The following is a 20309-nucleotide window of genomic DNA, read 5'->3' on the forward strand; positions in this document are numbered from 1 at the left end:
CGCCTGGGGAGAAACTTCCTCAAGGGCGCCCGAGGGGATGCCATGAACGCCTTGTTATGTGGCGCTGGGCACAACCTGCGCAAAATCCTGCGCCGCTTGGCGCTTTTGTACGCCCAAATCCTGGAATGCTTGCAATGCCTCGGACAAAAACAAAATGAAGAGAACCATCGATTAATGATGGAACTTTGTTAAAGATGAGGTTTTTCAGGGACGACTAATTAGCTGCAAGGTGCAGTAGAATCCTCGCATGGCTGGGTGTTTCTGGAAGTATCAATGGCACTCTTCTGTCGAGCCAATCCGCTTGCAGCTTCGCTCACACTCGGCTAATCCTGTGTTGCGATAGAATCGGTAGCCCCGCGCTTTACTACCGTATCCTTCGCCTCCGGCAGCAACTCCGGATAATCCCGGCTGTAGTGCAGACCACGGCTCTCATGCCGCAGCATGGCGCTTTGCACGATAAGGTCGGCGGTATCCACCAAATTTCGTAGTTCCAGCAGATCGCTGGTTACGCGAAAATTTGCGTAATACTCGTTGATTTCTTCGTGTAGAAGACTGATGCGGTTCTGTGCGCGTTGCAGACGCTTGGTAGTGCGAACAATGCCAACGTAGCTCCACATGAAACGCCGCAATTCGTCCCAGTTGTGCGAGATGACGATCTCCTCATCTGCATTGGTAACACGGCTTTCGTCCCATTGCGGCAACTCAACGGCGGGCGCTGGCGTCTGCCCGATAATATCATTGGCTGCCGCCTGACCGAACACCAGGCACTCCAGCAGGGAGTTGCTTGCCAACCGATTGGCGCCATGCAGACCGGTATGGGCAGTTTCGCCGATCGCATAAAGATTATCCATGTCGGTTTTGCCCTTCCGATCGGTGAAAACGCCACCACAGGTGTAGTGAGCGGCGGGCACGACGGGAATGGGTTGCAAGGTGATATCGATGCCGAATTCCAGGCAGCGTTTATAGATATTGGGAAAGTGCTCTTTCAGGAAATTGGCCGGCTTGTGAGATATATCGAGATAAACGCAATCGAGTCCGCGTTTTTTCATTTCGAAATCGATTGCACGAGCGACAATATCCCGCGGCGCGAGCTCCGCGCGTTCATCGTGCCAAGGCATGAATCGCGAGCCATCAGGAAGCTTCAGCAAACCGCCTTCACCACGTACCGCCTCGCTGATGAGAAATGATTTGGCATGAGGGTGATAAAGGCAGGTGGGGTGGAACTGGATAAATTCCATATTGGCTACGCGGCAGCCTGCGCGCCAACCCATGGCGATACCATCGCCGGTAGCGGTATCGGGATTGGTGGTATAGAGATAAACCTTGCCGGCACCGCCAGTCGCCAATACTGTGTTATTAGCGCCGATGGTGTAAACCTGTCCGGCTGCGCTGTCCAGCACATAGGCGCCATAGCAGCGGTTGCCGTTATGATCCGTGCGGCCCAGTTTCGCGCTGGTAATGAGATCGATCGCGACATGGTGCTCAAGCACGGTGATATTTGGATGGGTACGTGCCTTCTCGATCAGGGTCAGCTGCACGGCCTGCCCCGTCGCATCCGCCGCGTGGATCACGCGTCGTACACTGTGACCGCCCTCCCGGGTCAAATGATACCCGGTCCCGCTGCCCTGGTTTCGAGTGAACGGAACGCCCTGGCTAATGAGCCACTGGACGGCCCGGGGTCCTTCTTCCACCACGTACCGCGTAACAGCTTCGTTACAGAGACCCGCACCGGCGGTAAGCGTGTCCCTTATGTGGGCTTCGGGCGAATCTTCCTCTGACAAAACCGCAGCAATCCCCCCCTGCGCCCACCCGCTGGCGCCGTCCAGTAGCGCACGTTTGGTAATGAGGCCCACCTTGTTGGTTTGCGCCAGATTCAGCGCCAGGGTGAGGCCAGCCAGACCGCTGCCGATGATCAGAGTGTCGAAATTAAGCTGTGTCAATTGGGCAATTGAGTATTCTTGTTTTAATTCCAATGAATGCAATAATAACAGACCTGCCGCCGGTCTTTATACGCATTATGCCATCATGCTTTGCGACACGGGATAGCGACACGGGGCAGGAAGCCGAACCGGCGGGTTAGCCGCATAAGTAAAGCGAAGCGCAACCATCATTCCGCTTATTTCAACCTCACTCCTATTGCTTGCTTCACCACCAGCCTAATCCTTTGCGTGGTATCCATGCATTAGAAAATCCTGAGGGGCTGCACTTCACTCCAACCTCACCGAAACTTCACGCGTCAACGGATGGGAAGGTCGGAACAGGTCTTATAGTAAATATTGGAAAGGACGCCCCCACTCTTCTCCCCATTTTAATAGCAAAGGCTATGTCTGCTATCGTACAGAACGCGCTGCGCCGCGGGTGCACATTATCTTCTTGCACCGATTTTTGCCCTGGCCACATAAAAACCGATTGACGAACAAAAAAAGGAGACTTTTCCTCATGCCTAGTGATAACAGCCAAGACATGCAAGCATGCATCGACGCGTGCAGCCATTGCCACCAGATCTGCCTGCAAACCGCCATGAATCATTGCCTTGAAACAGGCGGAAAACATGTGGAGCCCGAGCATTTCCGACTCATGATAAACTGCGCCGAAATCTGCCAGACGTCGCTTAATTTCATGCTGAGCGGTTCAAGGCTGAGCAATCACGTCTGTGGTGTCTGCGCCAGAATTTGCGATGCTTGCGCGGAAAATTGCGAAAAACTGGATGGGATGGAAGAGTGCGCCCGCGCCTGTCGCAAATGCGCGGAAAGCTGCCGAAGCATGGCGAGCTACAGTCACTGATTCTCGCAACCCCACTTTCGGCAGAATGCCGGATTGAAGCAGCAACACTGTGAGTAGCAAGTACCCCCGGGATTGCGGTTGATGCTATGTAAAGTTACGTAGAGCGCAGTAATTTGAACCGCGACCCTCGTCTGGCTATGTCACGTTTTTATGCAGCACCTGCAAGAATGAGGATGCCGATAAAGTGAAACCAGGGCAATCGAATCGGCCTTTTCCATTCTTCGGTCTCTTAAATTAACTTTTGAACTGTTATTAAGGTCGTTTTTTAGTTGTAAAACTATCCGGAATTGCGCCATGAACTCTGCCACATCGAATAACCACATTTTCAGCTGAACTAATTTATATTATGCGTTGTCTGTTCACACAGGTCGCCAATAGCGTGTCTGCGCGTAACACCCAGATGGACCCTTGAACGAGTATACTTGACTGGGCTGCCTCGTAATGCAGCAGCCACAAGTATAAAAAACACAAATTCAGGGATTAGGCGGCATGGGTGACCGGGAAATCGATCAGCAGCTGGTGGAGCGCGCGCAACAAGGAGACAAACATGCGTTCGATCTGCTGGTGGTCAAGTATCAACGCAAACTTGCACGACTGCTATCGCAATTTATCCGCGACTCGGCGGAAGTGGAGGATGTGACCCAGGAAGCGTTTATAAAGGCTTATCGCGCGTTACCGTCGTTCCGTGGGGACAGCGCGTTTTATACCTGGTTGTACAGAATTGGTATTAATACGGCAAAAAATTTTTTGGTGGCTCAAGGTCGGCGTGCGCCGACGACCACCGCCGGCTTCGATAACGAAGACGCCGAAGGCTTCGAGGAGGGTAGTCATTTACGGGAGATGAACACGCCGGAAAGCGAACTGACGAGCAAGCAGATCGCGCAGACGGTTAATCAGACCCTGGACGAACTGCCTGAAGAATTGCGTACAGCAATTACGCTGAGAGAAATTGAAGGGCTAAGTTATGATGAAATTGCTGTCATCATGAATTGTCCCATCGGTACGGTTCGGTCGCGAATATTTCGTGCCCGGGAAGCTATAGCGGAAAAACTACGGCCCCTGCTGGGGACCGGCAAAGATAAGAGGTGGTAGCATGCAAGATAAAATATCAGCGTTGATGGACGGCGAGCTGGATCCTGAAGAGGCAGCGGTTGTCGTCGACCAATTCAAAAAAATGGATGGCTTACGCGAGCAATGGGCGCTTTATCATCTGATCAGCGATTCGCTGGGGCAATCCGATGCAAAACCTTTCGATATCACACGTCGCGTCGGCGCAAGGTTAGCGAACGAACCGGATATAGCGGCGGTGCGCGCACGGCGCTTGTCGATGAAGCATAAACCGATTGCCTACGCTGCCGCCGCCTCGATCGCGGCAGTAGCCGTCGCGGGATGGATGAGCCTGCAAACGATGCAACAACCGGAGATAGCACGGCAAAATATGGCGCAGAACAATCCCGCTCCAGCAACCGCTGTTCCGGCGGTTCCGGCAGCGGTGTCGGCTCCGGCGCAAATCAACGATTACCTTCTTGCGCATCGGGAGTTTTCGCCTAGTACCTCGGTGCATGGCGTAGCACCTTATATGCGTACGGCCGCGGAATCGCACCAAAATTTTGCCAGATGACACGGGTCGCGCTGGCTACCCTCTTGCTGTTATGCGCCAACGTTCAACCTGTATTTGCGCAACATTCGCCCAGCTCATCCCCAGAGGCATTAAACTGGCTGCAAAAGATTGCTGCCGCGCCTCGTCAGTATAACTACGTCGGCACTTTCATTTATTCATCCGGCGATCATATCGAGACCTCTCGCATCGTCCATTTCGTGAATGAGGACGGCGAGCAGGAAAGAAGCGAAGTGCTGGATGGCGCACCCCGGGAAATCATCCGTAATAATGATGAGATGAGGTGCTATTTGCCGGAAAGCAAGACCGTTGTCACTGAAAAGCGCTGGCTTCGGAAAGTTTTTCCGGCACTTCTGCCGCAGCCCCTGAATAATCTGGATGAGAACTATATTGTCAAGAAAGGTGGGCAGGAGCGCGTCAGCGATTACCTTTGCCAGGTAATCGAACTGGAACCCCGGGACGATAAGCGCTATGGCCAGAAACTATGGGTAGATATCCATACGGGCCTGCTGCTTAAAGCTGCAGTGATGGATAAGGACCGCATCGTCGAACAGTTTGTTTTTACTGCATTGAAAATTGGCGGCAATGTAGATAAAGAACTATTGAAATCCAAATACGCGGGGAAAGCTGCCGAGTGGCGCACCACCAATCTCGTATCGTCTACAGTAGGACGCGGCAAACTCGGCTGGCAGGTTAAAGATCCTCCTTCTGGATTCAAAAAGATCATCGAAATGAAGCGTCATCTCTCAGGAAAGCCGGCACCAGTGGGGCATATCGCATTATCGGATGGCCTTGCGGCGGTATCGGTGTTCATCGAGCCGGTATCCAAGGATTCCCCCCCCCCGAGTGACGGGCTTTATCACAGCCGCGGTGCAATCAACATCTATAGCCGTACTATGGCGGACAACGTCGTAACAACGGTAGGCGAAGTTCCGCCGGCCACCGTAATGCAAATCGGGAACTCGGTAAGCAGGAAGGCCGATTAGAAACGGGATGGGAATCGGATTGGAATCTCAAGACCAGCTTGAGTTGTATTCCGATGCACGCCAATGACGAACCACGAACCGGAAAAACATGTCCGGTAGTCCTCGTTCAGGTTGCCTGCCATCAGGTCCGGGTGCTGACGGTGAGTAAAAATGCCCAGCCTATACCGCTTGATTCCTGAGGCTGTTACGAACCGTTTCTGGCGCGCCAGACCGAAAAGTTCGGTATGATAGTCTTGCGGAAGCTCAGCTATTTATCTCGAATGGAAGGTTTATTCGTTTTTATTCCTATGGAAGACAGAGAATGATACGCAAATTTGTTCTGATCACGCTGATTGGATTGTCAACTACCGTTTTCGCACAGAACCGGGAATTACCCGATTTTACCAGTCTCGTTGAAAAAGAAGGCGCTGCCGTGGTGAATATAAGCACGGTGCAAGCACCCAGCGTGGTTTCCAATCGGGATTTTCCAGGGATGCCTAATATTCCCGAGGATGACCCATTTTTTGAATTTTTTCGCCGACACATGCAGCCCTATGGCGCACCCAGGGATTTCGAGTCGAAATCCCTGGGGTCGGGCTTCATCATCAGTTCTGATGGCTATATCCTGACCAATGCGCACCTGGTGGAGTCTGCCGACGAAATTACGGTAAAGCTTACCGACAAACGCGAATTCCGCGCCAAGCTGATAGGCGCCGACCGGAAAACCGATATCGCGCTTCTCAAAATCGAAGCCAGCGGCCTGCCTAAGGTAACCCAAGGCGATCCGAGCAAAATGAAAGTTGGCGAATGGGTAGTGGCGATCGGTTCGCCCTTCGGCTTTGAAAACAGCGTGACCGCCGGCATCGTCAGCGCCAAAGGGCGCTCTCTGACGCAGGAAAATTTTGTACCTTTCATTCAGACCGACGTGGCGATCAATCCCGGCAATTCGGGTGGGCCGCTATTCAATATGAATGGCGAAGTAGTGGGTATCAATTCTCAGATTTACAGCCGTACCGGCGGCTTCATGGGCTTGTCATTCGCTATCCCCATCGATGTAGCCACGAATATTTCAAATCAGTTGATCGCTACCGGCAAGGTGAGCCGTGGCAGGATTGGCGTACTGATACAAGAAGTGACCAAGGAACTCGCAGAATCCTTTGGATTGCCGAAACCTGACGGCGCGCTGGTCGCTTCGGTACAAAAGGGCAGCCCCGCAGAGAAAGCGGGTATGGAAGCGAGAGACGTCATTTTGAAGTTTGACGGCAAACCCGTGACTGCTGCAGGCGATTTACCGCGTATTGTAGGCGCCACCAAGCCTGGGACGAAGGTGCCGGTGCTGGTTTGGCGTAACGGCGCCACCAAAGAAATGACGGTGACGGTAGACGAAACGCCACCGGATGAGAAACCGGTGGGCCTGGGCGGTAAACGCGGTAAAGCGCCGGATACATCCAATCGTATCGGGCTCAGCTTGAGCGAACTTAGCGCAGACCAGAAGAAACAATTGGAGGTGGACAACGGCCTGCTGGTGGAAGACATGGTGCCAGGCATCGCCAGTCACGCAGGTGTCCGCCCGGGTGATGTGATCCTAAGCATAAATAATCAGGATGTTACCACCGTCGAGCAATTCAATCAGTTGCTCAACAAGACCGGAAAAGGGCGTAACATCGCACTTCTCGTCAGACGCGGCGATACCGCGACTTTCATCACGATGAAGCTCAATGGCAACGACAGCAAATAACCCGGCCGCTTCCGATACCGACACCTATCCATTGACGTTGGTGGTATACAGCCGAGAGCATTGCCATCTCTGCCAGGACATGATTGCCGCCCTGCGAGAATTACAGGCGCGGCTTTTTTTTCACCTCGACGTGGTGGATGTGGATAGTGATGAAGAGCTACAGTCGCGTTACGGCTTAAAGGTTCCGGTACTGCTAGCCGGAGGAGAGGAAATTTGCCACTATCACCTCGATCCTGTTGCGCTTGATGCTTATTTCGCCAAAATTCGCTAGAATGCATATTCTTGAATAGACGAGGTTGCCGGATTCGCGCAAGACCTGCGAGGACCAATACCATACATTTTCAAGAGGGCACAATAGTGCCCTTTTTAGTTGTTTATATTCCCGCCATTCTGATCATCATCCTCTTTGATTCCATCCTGATTCCCTGACCGCTGATGCAGCACATTCGTAATTTTTCCATCATTGCCCATATCGACCATGGTAAATCCACCCTCGCCGATCGCATCATTCATTTGTGCGGCGGTCTGTCGGACCGCGAAATGGAGCAGCAGGTACTGGATTCCATGGACCTGGAGCGCGAGCGCGGAATTACGATCAAGGCGCAGACGGCCGCGCTGGAGTACACGTCGCGCGATGGTACTCATTATCTGCTGAACCTGATCGATACGCCGGGACACGTCGATTTTTCCTACGAAGTATCGCGCTCGCTGGCGGCTTGTGAAGGCGCGCTGCTGGTGGTGGATGCCTCGCAGGGCGTAGAAGCCCAGACCGTTGCAAATTGCTACACTGCCATCGAGCAGGGGGTGGAGGTAGTGCCGGTACTGAACAAGATCGATCTGCCTGCAGCCGAACCAGCGCGCGTAATTGAAGAGATAGAGGATATTATCGGCATCGACGCCCAGGATGCGCTGTTTTGCAGCGCCAAGACCGGAGAGGGCGTGCTGGATATCCTCGAAGCGGTTATTACACGTATCCCACCACCCAAAGGCGATCCTGCTGCGCCGTTGAAGGCCCTGATCATTGATTCATGGTTCGATAACTATGTTGGCGTAGTGATGCTGGTGCGGGTATTGGATGGGATACTCAAACCCAGAGACAGGATATTGCTGATGGCCAGCAAAGCGGTCCATCTATGCGAGCAGGTCGGCGTGTTTACGCCCAAGTCAAAAAACCGGGAATCTCTCGGTGCAGGCGAGGTGGGCTTTATTATTTCCGGCATCAAGGAATTGAAATCGGCCAAGGTGGGCGATACGGTAACTCTGGCGGAACGTCCGGCCAGCCAGCCGATGCTTGGCTTCAAAGAGATAAAACCGCAGGTATTTGCCGGCCTTTATCCAGTGGAATCGAACCAGTATGAGGCTTTGCGCGATGCATTGGAGAAATTGAAGCTTAATGATTCCTCGTTGCAATATGAGCCAGAAACATCGCAAGCCCTGGGTTTTGGTTTCCGCTGCGGTTTTCTCGGCCTGCTGCATCTCGATATCGTACAAGAAAGGCTGGAACGGGAATACGGCATGGATCTCATTACCACCGCCCCGACAGTTGTATATCAGATAATGATGCGCGACGGCTCGACGACTGAAATCGAGAATCCGTCAAGACTGCCTGATCTCTCGAAAATAGAGGAAATCCGCGAACCGATCATTACTGCTACCATCCTCGTTCCACAAGAATATGTGGGTGCGGTCATAACGCTTTGCATCAGCAAGCGCGGAACGCAGAAGAACATGCAATATATGGGCAGGCAGGTGATGCTCACCTACGAAATGCCGCTCAATGAAGTAGTGATGGATTTTTTCGATAAGTTAAAATCCACAAGCCGCGGGTATGCGTCGCTGGATTACGAGTTCAAGGAATTTCGAGCTTCCGATCTGGTCAGGTTGGACATTCTCATTAACGGCGAGAAGGTGGATGCACTGTCACTGATTGTGCACCGGGCCAGCAGCCAGTACCGGGGACGGGAACTCGCGCAGAAAATGCGCGAACTGATTCCTCGGCAAATGTTCGATATTGCGGTACAAGCCGCCATCGGCGCGCATATCATCGCGAGAGAAAGTATCAAGGCGCTGCGCAAGAACGTGCTTGCCAAGTGCTATGGCGGCGACATCAGCCGCAAACGCAAGCTGCTCGAAAAACAGAAAGCCGGAAAAAAACGAATGAAGCAGGTCGGGAATGTCGAGATTCCCCAGGAAGCCTTTCTGGCTATTCTGCAAGTGGGCGACAAATAACAACGATGGGCATCAGTATTCAAAAGGCTTATATACGCCAGCCAGAGCAGTTTTTGCCTTCAATACGGCGCCAGATATTATCACTCGGGAACGCGGAATGAACTTTCCTCTCATCATGCTGATACTGCTGATAGCAACCGGCGGTATCGCATTGCTCGATCGCTTCGCGCTGCGACGCCATCGCGCGCCGGAAGCCCAGGGACCGTGGTGGGTGGAGTATCCCAAAAGTTTTTTTCCCGTGATCCTGGTCGTCTTTTGCCTACGATCGTTTTTGGTGGAGCCTTTCAAAATCCCATCCGGCTCGATGATCCCGACTCTGCTGGTAGGGGATTTTATACTGGTGAACAAATATACCTATGGTATTCGGTTGCCCGTCATCAATCTCAAACTATTGGACGTGAAAGAGCCACAGCGGGGTGAAGTAATGGTGTTCCGCTATCCGGAGAACCCCTCGATGGATTATATCAAACGCATTATCGGGGTTCCGGGTGATACCGTCACCTATCACAACAAGAGGCTTGCTGTAAATGATATTCCAGTTAAAACGCAGCCGGACGGGGAATATACTTATGTGGAATCCGGCCTGAATTACGTCTACAGCCGTCGTTTTAGCGAATCGGTAGGAGATCATAGCTATAAGATTCTCATCAATTCTGAAGTTCCTGCCATACAGCTTGCCGGCGTGCGTCCATTCCCCCATCATGAGAATTGCAGCTACAATGACAATGGTTTTACCTGCAAGGTGCCAGAAGGCAATTATTTCACTATGGGCGACAACCGGGACAGCAGCAGCGATAGCCGATACTGGGGATTTGTTCCGGAGCGCAATATTGTCGGCAAGGCATTCATGATCTGGTGGAATTTCAATGATCTCAAGCGAATCGGGTTATCCATTGACTAGCCGGGGCCAAGGTGAATCACGGCGGGCAATTGCGCCATACGATAATAGAGGGTCAGCTGCGGCCCGGATCAAAAATCGTATAAAACTTGCCAGGATATGAACAGTGATGCACTGTGCCGGAAAATAGGCTACATTTTTAATCGACCTGAGCTGCTGCGTCAGGCACTGACTCACCGAAGCCATAGCCTTCCACACAATGAGCGCCTCGAATTTCTCGGCGATAGTGTGCTCAACTGTGCCATCGCAGGATTGATATTCAGGCACTTTCCGGACCTCACGGAAGGTAACCTATCACGAGTCCGGGCCAACCTGGTCAATCAGCAAGCACTGGCCGAGCGAGCCCAGATACTTGGATTGGGAAAGCTGATCAGATTTGGCGATGGAGAACTCAAAAGTGGCGGAGAGCAGCGTCCTTCTATTCTCGCCGACACACTGGAGGCGATACTCGGAGCGATATACCTCGATGGAGGTTTTACCCAGGCTGAGAAGGTCATTACAGCGCTTTTCGCTCCGTTACTGAAAGGGCTGAATGCGCAGACGCTGGGCAAAGACCCTAAAACGCTTCTTCAGGAATATCTTCAGGGCCTCAGGCTGGCGCTGCCACAGTATTCTGTTATCGCCACCACCGGCGAAGCTCACCAGCAGCAATTCAAGGTGGAATGCATGATTGTAAAACCTGATATCCGCACTGTGGGAGAAGGTGTCTCCAGGCGTAGCGCGGAGCAGGAAGCAGCGAAACAAGCTTATGAGCAGCTTCATTCGCGCCGTTAGCAAACGGCAGATAGGGCAGAAAGTCCCTTTATGTTTTTTTGCGCTGCACGCTCGCCCATCACCGGCTTTCCCTTCCCGTTAACCATTTCCTGCATGAATATTGACCTCGACCATTCTACCGATCCCAACCATAGTAGTGGCTATGTCGCTATCGTGGGACGCCCCAACGTCGGCAAGTCGACGCTGTTGAATAGCCTCGTTGGGCAAAAGATCAGTATCACATCAAAAAAATCACAGACCACGCGCCATCGCATCAACGGCATTCTCACCGACGCGCGATCCCAGTTTATTTTTGTCGATACTCCCGGTTTTCAGACACGGCATACGAATCGTCTGAATAGCGCAATGAATCGTATCGTTACTCAAAGCCTGCGCGATGTGGATGCGGTAATATTCGTTATTGAGGCGATGCGTTTTGATGATCGCGACAAAATGGTCGTCAAACTCTTGCCTGGAGACCGGCCGGTGATTCTTGCTGTCAACAAGGTAGATCGGATGATCGATAAATCGCAGATGCTTCCCTTTCTCGAAAAAATGGCAAAGGAATTTCCTTTTGCGGCAATCGTTCCGGTAAGCGCTGAGCGTGGAACCCAGTTATCGGCGCTTATAAACACAATTCGGCCGTATTTGCCGCAAAACCCGCCATTGTTCAGCGAAGACGAGGCAACTGACCGCGATGAGAGATTCATCGCCGCCGAGCTGGTTCGTGAAAAATTGTTCAGGCTGTTGGGTGAAGAAATTCCCTATTCAACCAGCGTCATCATCGATCAATTCAAAATGGAGGGAGAGCTGCGCAAAATTGACGCCTCCATCATCGTGGACAAGGCCAATCAGAAAGCGATCATCATTGGCAAGGGCGGGGAAAAGCTCAAGCTGATCGGTACCACCGCACGCAAGGATATGGAGGAAAATTTTGGTGGTAAGGTATATCTCAAGATCTGGGTAAAGGTTAAAAGTGGCTGGGCTGATGACGCGCGGGTTTTGAAAACCCTGGGGTATTCGTAAACCCGGTTGACGAATAATGACCGCGGACAAACAGCGTCAGGACGCCCAGCCCGCATTCGTGCTGCATACTTACCCATACCTTGAAACCAGCCTCGTGGTGGAAGCGTTCACGCGCAATTTCGGACGAGTGCCGCTGGTGGCAAAGGGAGCCAAGCGTCCAAAATCCGCCTTCAGGGGCCTATTACGGGCTTTTCAGCCGCTGCAACTCAGTTGGGGTGGAAAAACGGAACTGCGCACGCTGCACAAGGCGGAATGGCAGGCAGGCCAGATGCCGTTGCAGGGGACAGGCCTCATCTGCGGTTTTTACCTCAACGAGTTGCTGGTGCGCCTGTTGCACCGTAACGATCCGCATGAACAGCTATTCATATATTACCAGGAGGCCCTGTCCGCGCTGAGCAACGGGAAAGATTACATTCCCATACTGCGGCGCTTTGAACAACGGCTGCTGCAAGAGCTCGGTTATGCCTTGACACTTGACCGCGACGCCTCCGGCAATTCCATCGATGCGAATAAAGATTATTGCTATGAAATCGAGCGTGGGCCGGTACCGTTCAATGGACATCACTGCGATCAGGGCTTGCAATTGGACGGCAAGACGCTTCTGGACATGGAGCGGGGTGATTATTCCGACACGCTGACACGGCAACAGAGCAAGGCGCTGATGCGCTATATACTCAACCACTATCTCGGCGATAAACCACTCCATACGCGCCAACTGCTGAAAGACCTTCAGCAGCTATGATATATCCATTAGATAATCACTCCTGCTTGCGCCAGCTCAACGTACATGAACGCCTGAAACCCGCAAGCTTGAGCGCCGTGCCTTCAAGTCTTGCGGACGAAGACACGGCTCCACGGCAGACACGAAACCATTACCGCAAGCGAGGTTGAAACGATAGATTACCTGTGGAGAGTCCCAGGAAAGCATGATTGATCAACTTGAAGCGGGAAGAAAATAGATGCAACCGAATATCGAGGCATTTCTTGATCCAGTGACGCAGACGCTTAGCTATATTGTCTTCGACGAGCCCGGTGGCACCTGCGCAATCATCGATCCCGTGCTGGATTACGACCACAGGTCGGGCAGAACGAGTACTTTATCCGCAGACAGCCTGATTGCGTTCGTGGAAAACCAGCGACTGAAAGTGGAGTGGATTCTTGAAACACATGTGCACGCTGACCATCTGACTTCAGCACATTATCTCAGGAGTCAACTGGGCGGAAAAACCGGAATCGGGCGTGAGGTACCAAAAGTACAACGGATCTTCAAGGAGATATTCAACCTTGGGCCCGAATTCATGCCGGATGGCCGCCACTTTGATCATCTCCTGGGGAATGACGAGACCTTCGAAATCGGTAAATTGAGTGCAAAGGCGATTTCGACCCCCGGCCATACGCCTGCCGACTTGTCTTATCAGTTCGGCGACGTCATCTTTATTGGCGATACGCTCTTTATGCCCGATCTCGGCACGGCACGCGCCGATTTCCCTGGAGGGGATGCGCGCCAGCTATTTCGGTCGATACGCAAACTGTTGGAACAACCGGCGGAGACCCGGTTGTTCATGTGCCACGACTACCCGCCCCCAACCCGCCAGGCCCGCTGGGAAAGTACCGTCGCTGAGCAGCGTGCACGGAATATACATGTGCACGACGGAATCTCCGAAGACAGTTTTGTCGCCATGCGCGAAGCACGTGACGCTACGCTTGATATGCCGATGCTGTTGCTTCCATCGGTGCAGGTTAACGTGCGGGCGGGAGGGATGCCACCGCCGGAAGGGAATGGTGTTTCATATTTGAAAATACCGTTGAACCTGATCTGATAAGCTGAGAGTGGACGCTTGCGTGATACCCTTTATCCTTTATCCTTTATCCTTTGTCCTTTGTCCTTTGGCAATGGCAGCGAATTTGTTCAATGGCTGATTTACTGCCGTATAGCCTGTATAGATAGGTGTCATGCGAATAAAAGATACACCGCCAGTAGTACCCCCACCCCGGCGACAGATACAGATAGAAACGATGTAAGCCATGGTATGGCCAGTTTGGGCAAATCCTCCGGCGGGAGAGACCGTATATAAAGCCTGTGATTATGGAAAGCCCCCAGGATAACTAAGGAACCGGCCAGCACAAGAATAATGCCAAGCGCTTCCGAAGACCAATGAGGCGCCGCTGCCGAAATTCCGGTTGAAGCCGTCATGAGGTTCAGAAACAGTCCGAACCTGGCGACGACAAAACCGAGCGCCGTTATAGTAAGCCCTGTTCGCACCCATGCTAAAAGTGTGCGTTCAGCTGCGAAGAAAACTCGTGGATCCGACATCTTTTCTAGCTCGCTCTCTTCCCTGCGGGTTTCCGAACGGGTTAATTTTATAGCGATACCGTGCGACCAAGCTGAATCTCATACTCCTTTTACCACCGTAATCGGAATCGCGCACAAAGCATGTTGTCCTTCCAATACAGTCTACTATAGTATAGTGAGTTTTTATTTGAGCATCATCGCCTGGCTATTGTAAAACGCGAGGCATGTACAGGTTCATCGGCAACCTTGGTCAGGCTTGGTTTTTGCCAGCAGCCAGTCAGCGCTGTGCCTGCCGCAAGCAAAGGTTTTTCCTACGCGCTGATCGAGTAATTGGCGTGATACAGTGGCAAAATGCCCAGCTACTGCATGCGCTATCATTTTGACCACCGCGCACAGACTGCAATTATTGAGACAAGCAAGAATTATGATAAAACTCGGCGTCAATATTGATCACGTCGCCACACTCCGGCAAGCGCGACGCACGTCCTACCCCGACCCTGTAGAGGCGGCGTTAATCGCCGAATCTGCCGGAGCGGATGCGATTACGCTGCACCTGCGCGAAGACCGTCGCCACATCCAGGACAAGGATGTGGAACTTTTGCGCGGCTCGCTTAAAACCCGCATGAATCTCGAAAGCGCGGTGACCGATGAAATGATCGATTTTGCGCTCCGCATCAAACCCCATGATGTTTGTCTTGTGCCTGAAAGACGGGAGGAACTGACAACCGAGGGCGGGCTCGATGTGCTGCAGCACTTCGATCAAGTGCAACGCGCCTGTCGCAAATTGGCGGAGGCTGGCATCCGCGTATCGCTATTTATCGATGCGGATCATGCACAGATCAATGCTGCAGCAGACTCCGGTGCGCCGGCTATCGAAATTCATACCGGTCATTATGCCGATGCGGACACCACCGACGAGCAACAGCATGAGCTGGAGCGGGTCCGCATCGCAGTAGCGGAAGGCCTTCGCCAAGGGCTGCAGGTCAATGCAGGCCATGGATTGCATTATCACAACGTTCAATCCATCGCGGCGATGAGCGGCATATCCGAACTCAATATCGGCCATTCAATCGTGGCTCGCGCTCTATTTGTCGGTTTTGAACAGGCAGTACGAGAGATGAAAAAGCTGATGATCGAAGTGCGCAAATGATTTATGGGATCGGAACCGATCTGGTCGAGCCATCACGTATTGCGCGATTACTGGAAAAATATGGCGAGCGTTTTGCCAAAAGATTACTAACGAATGAGGAATGGCCGGACTACATCAAGAGCGGCCAGCCTGCCATGTTTCTGGCCAAGCGTTTTGCCGCCAAGGAAGCCTTGTCCAAAGCAATCGGCACGGGTATGCGCTACCCGGTAAGCTTGACCCATATTGGAATAACCCATGACGACCTGGGCAAACCGTACTTTACCTTTCACCCGGCATTGAGCACGCTTTTCACGAACAAAGGCATTACCAGCCATCATCTTTCCATTAGCGACGAGTTAAATCTTGCCTGTGCTTTTGTTATTCTGGAAAAATAGCTGTCCACTTTATAATATCAATTTCTTGTATGACTCAAGAAGCTTGTCATAAAACATAAAACCTGCAGCACCGACATTTCTTGCGCCTTATCTTCCCCGAAAATTTCAATTCAAATTCATAGAGACGCACTATGTCGCTCGGCCCTGTCATGCTCGACATCGAAGGCACGCAACTTACTGTCGACGATAAAATAAAACTCCACCACCCGCTGATCGGCGGCGTGATCTTATTCACGCGCAATTACTCATCATTCATGCAGCTCAAGCAGCTGACCGCCGAGATCCATGCACTTCGAACTCCACCATTATTAATAGCAGTAGATCATGAGGGCGGCAGGGTACAGCGTTTCCGGGAGGATTTCACGAGACTGCCCCCTATGCGCGAACTGGGCAGGATCTGGGACGCACACCCCCGCCACGCTCGACACCTGGCGCAGCAGACGGGCTACGTATTGGCTGCAGAACTGCGCGCAGCGGGGGTGGATTTCAGCTTTACCCCGGTGCTGGATATGGATTATGGGCAGAGCTGCGTCATCGGTGACCGTTCCTTTCATCGTAAACCGCAAGCGATCACCGAGCTGGCGCATAGCCTTATGTCCGGCCTGAAATCCAGCGGCATGACGGCGGTGGGAAAGCATTTCCCGGGACACGGCTATATTCAGGCGGATTCCCATGTTGAAATGCCGGTAGACGAACGTTCATACGCGGAAATCGAAGCAAACGACCTGAGCCCATTTCGCAAAATGATCGATTTCGGCCTTGCTGGCATCATGCCGTCGCACGTGGTTTACCCGAAGGTGGATATGCGACCGGCAGGCTTTTCCGACATATGGCTGAAAAAAATTCTCCGCGGAGAACTTGGCTTTGAAGGATGTATTTTTAGCGATGATTTGAGCATGGAAGGCGCAACAGTTATCGGAGATGTGGTGCAGCGCGCACAAACAGCACTAGCGGCGGGTTGCGATATGGTCCTGGTGTGCAATGATCCAGAGGCGGCGGATATATTACTGGCGGAATTAAAATGTGACATTGCAGCGGTCAGCATTATTCGCCTCGCGCGCATGCGTGGAAGACCCCACCCCGCTTCGATCGCCGAACTGCGTGAGAACGCCAGCTTTGTGAAAGCAGTCGAACAGATTTCAAGCATTGGAATCCAGAGCAGCGAGTTGCCGCTGGCATAACGCGTCAGGTTCCTTTCCCCCGCCACGTCAGCAGGCTCTCTCGGTAGAGCGATGGTAAGCTTATCCGTAAGCGTGTTTTCAATCATCAAATAGAACATTGCGTTGCTCCCGTAGAGCCGTAGACCAGTGCCAAAATTTATCCGAGCCTGGTTGAAAAAGCGGTAAATGCAACTATATTGATTGTTAAGTGCTGATTCAATCTCTCAGCATTGGGTACAACATCAACAATATGGAGGCATTATGGCTATAACCCGTTATGAACCCTGGAGCCTGTTGCATCAACTACATAGAGAACTGGACCGCGCACGTGAAGGCGGGGATGGCGAGGGATCGACCGCTACTGCCGAATGGGCGCCAGCAGTCGATATCAAGGAGGATGCTGATAAATTCATTCTCCAGGCGGACCTTCCAGGAGTTAAACCGGAAGAAATCGATATCAGTATGGAAGAGGGCGTGCTGACTATCAAGGGCGAAAAGAAAACCGAAGCCAAAACTGAAAAAGAAGGATACAAGCGGGTTGAGCGTACTTATGGCTCTTTTTACCGACGCTTTAGCTTACCCGATACCGCAAATCCGGACGCGATATCGGCAAAATCAAATCATGGGGTGCTGGAAATTGTCATCCCTAAACGTGAAGCTGTCCAGCCAAAAAAAATCAGCGTAACCTCTGCCGAGTGAGTGATCTGACGGAGTCTTCGGGCTCCGTTTTTTTGATCGGAATCCGATATTGGACGGGAAACTCACCAGAAAGGTGAAGCTCAGGGTACAAAAAAGCCTTTTCGGTTATAGCGCTGATTGACAAATGAGCTCAAAAACGAGCGGTCAACTGCGGATTCAGCTTGATGGCAGATGGTTGATGCGCACGCGATAGGTGAGAGTGGCCTTGCCGTTCGCGGGGATTGATATTTTCCATTCCGCAATGCCGGATGTTCTCTTGACATGAGGTTGAGATTCCGAAACCATCGTCCAGTCTCCTGGCACGGGTTCTCGTACAACCACTGTAACCGATTCTTTTTTTACATTCTTCAATACAATTTGAAAAGCAGCTTCGACAATGCCATTGTGGCGCCCTTCCCCGCCTGATCTTTTGAAGTCCGTCTGCTTTTTATCGGCAGTCAAATCAAACGCGTCGCCCAGTTTCACGCGCACAGATCCATTCTCCGCCGTATGGTCGATCTGATCCTCGCCCACGAATTGCGCGTTACCCTGCGAGTCTTTTTTGTAAACCCGTACTACTCCCTTGGGTAGCGGAAGACCAAGCCCTTTGCCACTGTTTTGAAACTCAAAAATTACGCCAACTTTCGATATCTGGTCGAGATCCACACTCTGGCTGAAGTAATAATAGTCCGCTCCGGACAGCAGAAATTGCTTTGTGACGGAAATATGATTCGCGGACATCAGCGCTACCTGCTTGGTCTGAGCCTCCGCCAACGTTGTGGATCGCGGGAGCGTATACAGGTGATAATCAAGCAGCGACTCCTGCTTCATCTGCGTGAAATCCGCCATTTCTGCCGTCATGCTCATCGCTTTACGCTGCATTGGGAGCCGCTGGCGGCCCCGGTTCAGTTCACCCGCCACGAGTTGCAACCGGGCATTCGGATAAGCAATTCCACTTTGATTGATCAGCGTAACCCAGCCGTTGAAATCAAGATGATCCTCACGATCGTTCAATTCCGCCACGTAATCTGCACGCCATGAAAGGCCCGACGTTAAATAGGAAAGCTCGAGATTCTGTTCGCCCTGAGCTGAATTGATGAGCAAGATCACCAGGGTCGGCTTATCGCGCAAACCCTCTGGCACACCTGGAAACGCCAGTCTGCCTGGATTACCCGTCTCGATACGATCGCCGAACTCGAGTACTGCCCCGTTATTTGCCGCTAGCACTATGGCCGTTTCTCTGGTTTCAGTACCGGTCGCCGGGTTGGTGCGGATGGCGATTACTTCCTTTCCGACATACTTTTCCAGTAATTTTTCTGGCGTCAACAGTTCGGAATTAAAATTCTGCTCCAGTAATCGAAATCCCGCGGAGTGAGTCAGATTACGCAGCTGCGCCGTTTCAGGGTGTATCTGGCCGGAGATGTCACGCCAGGCCAGCTTGTTGAAATCCAGGTCAAGCTTGACCCGGCGCGTATCCTTCACTAGCGCCAGATCATCATTGTAAATCGTGACAGCCATGCCTTTTTGTTCAGCGGCAGCGATGACTTTCTCATCACCGGCTCCTCCAGAAGCCGCAACGGCCCCGAAGGAAGCCATTGCGAAGCTCGCGGTGACAATTCCTGTTACCCAAATTTTCAGCATTTCATTACCTGATTTCTGTTTTCTTACCCGGTTACTCAGCAAGCTCTATAGTGGGCTTGTCTCGGAGGCCTGAATACCCCTGCGCGACACGATAATATACATGCCGCAATGGTTTACCGTCCCGCATGAGCGCCAACTCCTTTACTGGCCCCGGTTGAACCAGCGCGGGTGTAATATCGTCTACGCCCGCGATATCATGCTCGAGCTGATGGGGCTTCATGCCCACCAGAATGATCGGCCGGGTCGTTGGTGGCTCCGATGGATACCAGAAATCGTACATCGCGGCGTTCTGGCCGAACATGTTGCGCGAGCGTATGTCCATCGGCTCCTCTTTATTATAGAAAGACAGGGCGCTGGCGACCGACCACCGGCTCATTCCCACCACGATAGGCTCCTGCCCGGCCTGCTGTCGAACCGCCGATACAACCCGCTCGACCTCCTCTGTTGCCTCTCGCCAGAAATAGTGCTGATTGAAAACCGCGTATGGAACCCCGGGTATGCCGAGCACGACATAGTGAAGCGCGAATGCATAGAGAAATAAACAAACGCCGATGGTAGGTTTCCACGCCGCTCTGACGCGGTTTGCCAGAACTTGCCTATTGCCGGTTTGACCCATCATCCACGCCATGGTGGGCAGCACCGCAAGCCACACCGGCGCCGTCCAGTGAAACTTTGGCGCCCCAAACAGGCTGAGCCAAAAAAATGCGGCGAGCGGCACGGCGGTGAATACACGTATGAACAGGCGTCGCCTGCGCATGTGCGGGTTGTCGGCGCCATCTTTACCGAGCAGTGCCAGGCCCGCAGCCAACATGCCTATGGGGGTTAAAACCAGCAAAATGTGGAGAAATAACCATTGCAAAGAAAATTGGTTGCCTATTCCCGTAGCCCGCTGTGATTGAAATCGGATCGACGCCCAGTCATGCTGGAAATTCCAGATGATCACCGGCGAAAACAGCAGTAGCGCAAGTGCGGCGGCCAGATATGCATGCGGCCGGCGCAGCC

Annotated in this window: 19 protein-coding genes and 2 pseudogenes; 17 read left to right on the plus strand and 4 right to left on the minus strand. The window is 52.4% G+C overall.

The genetic code is table 11. The features are described 5' to 3' along the window. A pseudogene (locus BUA28_RS16115) lies at positions 1–192 on the plus strand (IS5/IS1182 family transposase); the annotation flags it as partial. Positions 193–323: 131 nt separating this feature from the next. Here BUA28_RS16115 and nadB read toward each other — a convergent pair. Continuing rightward, on the minus strand, positions 324–1940 hold the full coding sequence (gene nadB, locus BUA28_RS14875; RefSeq protein WP_072768923.1) for an L-aspartate oxidase: 1617 nt from the start codon (positions 1938–1940) through the stop codon (positions 324–326). Positions 1941–2439: 499 nt separating this feature from the next. Here nadB and BUA28_RS14880 point away from each other — a divergent pair, with 499 nt between their 5' ends. From BUA28_RS14880 to BUA28_RS14935, 12 genes are all read left to right on the plus strand, one after another. Continuing rightward, complete coding sequence (locus BUA28_RS14880) at positions 2440–2784, plus strand: four-helix bundle copper-binding protein (RefSeq protein WP_072768907.1); 345 nt, start codon at positions 2440–2442, stop codon at positions 2782–2784. A gap of 489 nt (positions 2785–3273) precedes the next feature. Further along, positions 3274–3876 (plus strand): RNA polymerase sigma factor RpoE, encoded by a 603-nt coding sequence (rpoE, locus tag BUA28_RS14885; RefSeq protein WP_072768908.1) that lies wholly within the window; start codon positions 3274–3276, stop codon positions 3874–3876. Between the two features lies 1 nt (position 3877). Then, positions 3878–4405 (plus strand): sigma-E factor negative regulatory protein, encoded by a 528-nt coding sequence (locus tag BUA28_RS14890; RefSeq protein WP_072768909.1) that lies wholly within the window; start codon positions 3878–3880, stop codon positions 4403–4405. Continuing rightward, positions 4402–5388, plus strand: coding sequence for a MucB/RseB C-terminal domain-containing protein (locus BUA28_RS14895; protein WP_072768910.1), 987 nt, complete (start codon positions 4402–4404; stop codon positions 5386–5388). The genes BUA28_RS14890 and BUA28_RS14895 overlap by 4 nt, the downstream gene beginning before the upstream one ends. Positions 5389–5689: 301 nt before the next feature. Then, positions 5690–7105, plus strand: coding sequence for a DegQ family serine endoprotease (locus BUA28_RS14900; RefSeq protein ID WP_072768911.1), 1416 nt, complete (start codon positions 5690–5692; stop codon positions 7103–7105). Beyond that, on the plus strand, positions 7086–7376 hold the full coding sequence (locus tag BUA28_RS14905; protein WP_072768912.1) for a glutaredoxin family protein: 291 nt from the start codon (positions 7086–7088) through the stop codon (positions 7374–7376). The genes BUA28_RS14900 and BUA28_RS14905 overlap by 20 nt, the downstream gene beginning before the upstream one ends. Before the next feature lie 161 nt (positions 7377–7537). Continuing rightward, positions 7538–9334 (plus strand): translation elongation factor 4, encoded by a 1797-nt coding sequence (lepA, locus tag BUA28_RS14910; protein ID WP_176767821.1) that lies wholly within the window; start codon positions 7538–7540, stop codon positions 9332–9334. Between the two features lie 97 nt (positions 9335–9431). After that, complete coding sequence (lepB, locus tag BUA28_RS14915) at positions 9432–10235, plus strand: signal peptidase I (protein ID WP_072768914.1); 804 nt, start codon at positions 9432–9434, stop codon at positions 10233–10235. A gap of 96 nt (positions 10236–10331) precedes the next feature. Further along, the gene (gene rnc / locus BUA28_RS14920; RefSeq protein WP_072768915.1) at positions 10332–11006 is read left to right on the plus strand and encodes a ribonuclease III; all 675 of its coding nucleotides are present in this window, start codon (positions 10332–10334) and stop codon (positions 11004–11006) included. A gap of 93 nt (positions 11007–11099) precedes the next feature. Then, complete coding sequence (era, locus tag BUA28_RS14925) at positions 11100–12011, plus strand: GTPase Era (RefSeq protein WP_072768924.1); 912 nt, start codon at positions 11100–11102, stop codon at positions 12009–12011. Positions 12012–12027: 16 nt separating this feature from the next. Beyond that, entirely contained in the window at positions 12028–12753 is a 726-nt protein-coding gene (gene recO, locus BUA28_RS14930) for a DNA repair protein RecO (protein WP_072768916.1), read from the plus strand. A 217-nt stretch (positions 12754–12970) separates the two neighbouring features. Beyond that, complete coding sequence (locus BUA28_RS14935; protein ID WP_072768917.1) at positions 12971–13831, plus strand: MBL fold metallo-hydrolase; 861 nt, start codon at positions 12971–12973, stop codon at positions 13829–13831. A gap of 131 nt (positions 13832–13962) precedes the next feature. Here BUA28_RS14935 and BUA28_RS14940 read toward each other — a convergent pair whose 3' ends face one another. Further along, the gene (locus tag BUA28_RS14940; protein ID WP_072768918.1) at positions 13963–14325 is read right to left on the minus strand and encodes a YidH family protein; all 363 of its coding nucleotides are present in this window, start codon (positions 14323–14325) and stop codon (positions 13963–13965) included. A 403-nt stretch (positions 14326–14728) separates the two neighbouring features. Here BUA28_RS14940 and pdxJ point away from each other — a divergent pair, with 403 nt between their 5' ends. The 4 genes from pdxJ (at position 14729) to BUA28_RS14960 (ending at position 17687) form a co-directional block, all read left to right on the plus strand. Beyond that, positions 14729–15454: a pyridoxine 5'-phosphate synthase gene (pdxJ, locus tag BUA28_RS14945; protein WP_072768919.1), complete on the plus strand. Its 726-nt coding sequence runs from the start codon at positions 14729–14731 to the stop codon at positions 15452–15454. Further along, positions 15451–15828 carry a holo-ACP synthase gene (gene acpS, locus BUA28_RS14950; RefSeq protein ID WP_072768920.1) on the plus strand — a complete coding sequence of 126 codons (378 nt, stop codon included), beginning with the start codon at positions 15451–15453 and terminating at the stop codon, positions 15826–15828. Before pdxJ ends, acpS begins: the two co-directional genes overlap by 4 nt. Before the next feature lie 131 nt (positions 15829–15959). Beyond that, positions 15960–17009, plus strand: coding sequence for a beta-N-acetylhexosaminidase (nagZ, locus tag BUA28_RS14955; RefSeq protein WP_072768921.1), 1050 nt, complete (start codon positions 15960–15962; stop codon positions 17007–17009). 240 nt (positions 17010–17249) lie between these two features. Further along, positions 17250–17687 carry an Hsp20/alpha crystallin family protein gene (locus tag BUA28_RS14960; RefSeq protein WP_072768922.1) on the plus strand — a complete coding sequence of 146 codons (438 nt, stop codon included), beginning with the start codon at positions 17250–17252 and terminating at the stop codon, positions 17685–17687. Positions 17688–17843: 156 nt separating this feature from the next. Here BUA28_RS14960 and BUA28_RS14965 read toward each other — a convergent pair whose 3' ends face one another. After that, entirely contained in the window at positions 17844–19307 is a 1464-nt protein-coding gene (locus tag BUA28_RS14965; protein ID WP_083570051.1) for a DUF4139 domain-containing protein, read from the minus strand. A gap of 31 nt (positions 19308–19338) precedes the next feature. Beyond that, positions 19339–20309 (minus strand): annotated as a pseudogene (locus BUA28_RS14970) (dolichyl-phosphate beta-D-mannosyltransferase); the annotation flags it as partial.

Origin of the sequence: Nitrosospira sp. Nsp11, from assembly GCF_900142705.1 — a bacterium.
Taxonomy (GTDB): Bacteria; Pseudomonadota; Gammaproteobacteria; order Burkholderiales; family Nitrosomonadaceae; genus Nitrosospira.

Excerpts from the sequence above, each read along its gene's own strand:
- BUA28_RS14880 (WP_072768907.1), top strand. The coding sequence starts at position 2,440 with ATGCCTAGTGATAACAGCCAAGACATGCAAGCATGCATCGACGCGTGC.
- rpoE (WP_072768908.1), top strand. The coding sequence starts at position 3,274 with ATGGGTGACCGGGAAATCGATCAGCAGCTGGTGGAGCGCGCGCAACAA.
- BUA28_RS14890 (WP_072768909.1), top strand. The coding sequence starts at position 3,878 with ATGCAAGATAAAATATCAGCGTTGATGGACGGCGAGCTGGATCCTGAA.
- BUA28_RS14895 (WP_072768910.1), top strand. The coding sequence starts at position 4,402 with ATGACACGGGTCGCGCTGGCTACCCTCTTGCTGTTATGCGCCAACGTT.
- BUA28_RS14900 (WP_072768911.1), top strand. The coding sequence starts at position 5,690 with ATGATACGCAAATTTGTTCTGATCACGCTGATTGGATTGTCAACTACC.
- BUA28_RS14905 (WP_072768912.1), top strand. The coding sequence starts at position 7,086 with ATGGCAACGACAGCAAATAACCCGGCCGCTTCCGATACCGACACCTAT.
- lepB (WP_072768914.1), top strand. The coding sequence starts at position 9,432 with ATGAACTTTCCTCTCATCATGCTGATACTGCTGATAGCAACCGGCGGT.
- rnc (WP_072768915.1), top strand. The coding sequence starts at position 10,332 with ATGAACAGTGATGCACTGTGCCGGAAAATAGGCTACATTTTTAATCGA.
- era (WP_072768924.1), top strand. The coding sequence starts at position 11,100 with ATGAATATTGACCTCGACCATTCTACCGATCCCAACCATAGTAGTGGC.
- recO (WP_072768916.1), top strand. The coding sequence starts at position 12,028 with ATGACCGCGGACAAACAGCGTCAGGACGCCCAGCCCGCATTCGTGCTG.
- BUA28_RS14935 (WP_072768917.1), top strand. The coding sequence starts at position 12,971 with ATGCAACCGAATATCGAGGCATTTCTTGATCCAGTGACGCAGACGCTT.
- BUA28_RS14940 (WP_072768918.1), bottom strand. The coding sequence starts at position 14,325 with ATGTCGGATCCACGAGTTTTCTTCGCAGCTGAACGCACACTTTTAGCA.
- pdxJ (WP_072768919.1), top strand. The coding sequence starts at position 14,729 with ATGATAAAACTCGGCGTCAATATTGATCACGTCGCCACACTCCGGCAA.
- acpS (WP_072768920.1), top strand. The coding sequence starts at position 15,451 with ATGATTTATGGGATCGGAACCGATCTGGTCGAGCCATCACGTATTGCG.
- nagZ (WP_072768921.1), top strand. The coding sequence starts at position 15,960 with ATGTCGCTCGGCCCTGTCATGCTCGACATCGAAGGCACGCAACTTACT.
- BUA28_RS14960 (WP_072768922.1), top strand. The coding sequence starts at position 17,250 with ATGGCTATAACCCGTTATGAACCCTGGAGCCTGTTGCATCAACTACAT.
- BUA28_RS14965 (WP_083570051.1), bottom strand. The coding sequence starts at position 19,307 with ATGCTGAAAATTTGGGTAACAGGAATTGTCACCGCGAGCTTCGCAATG.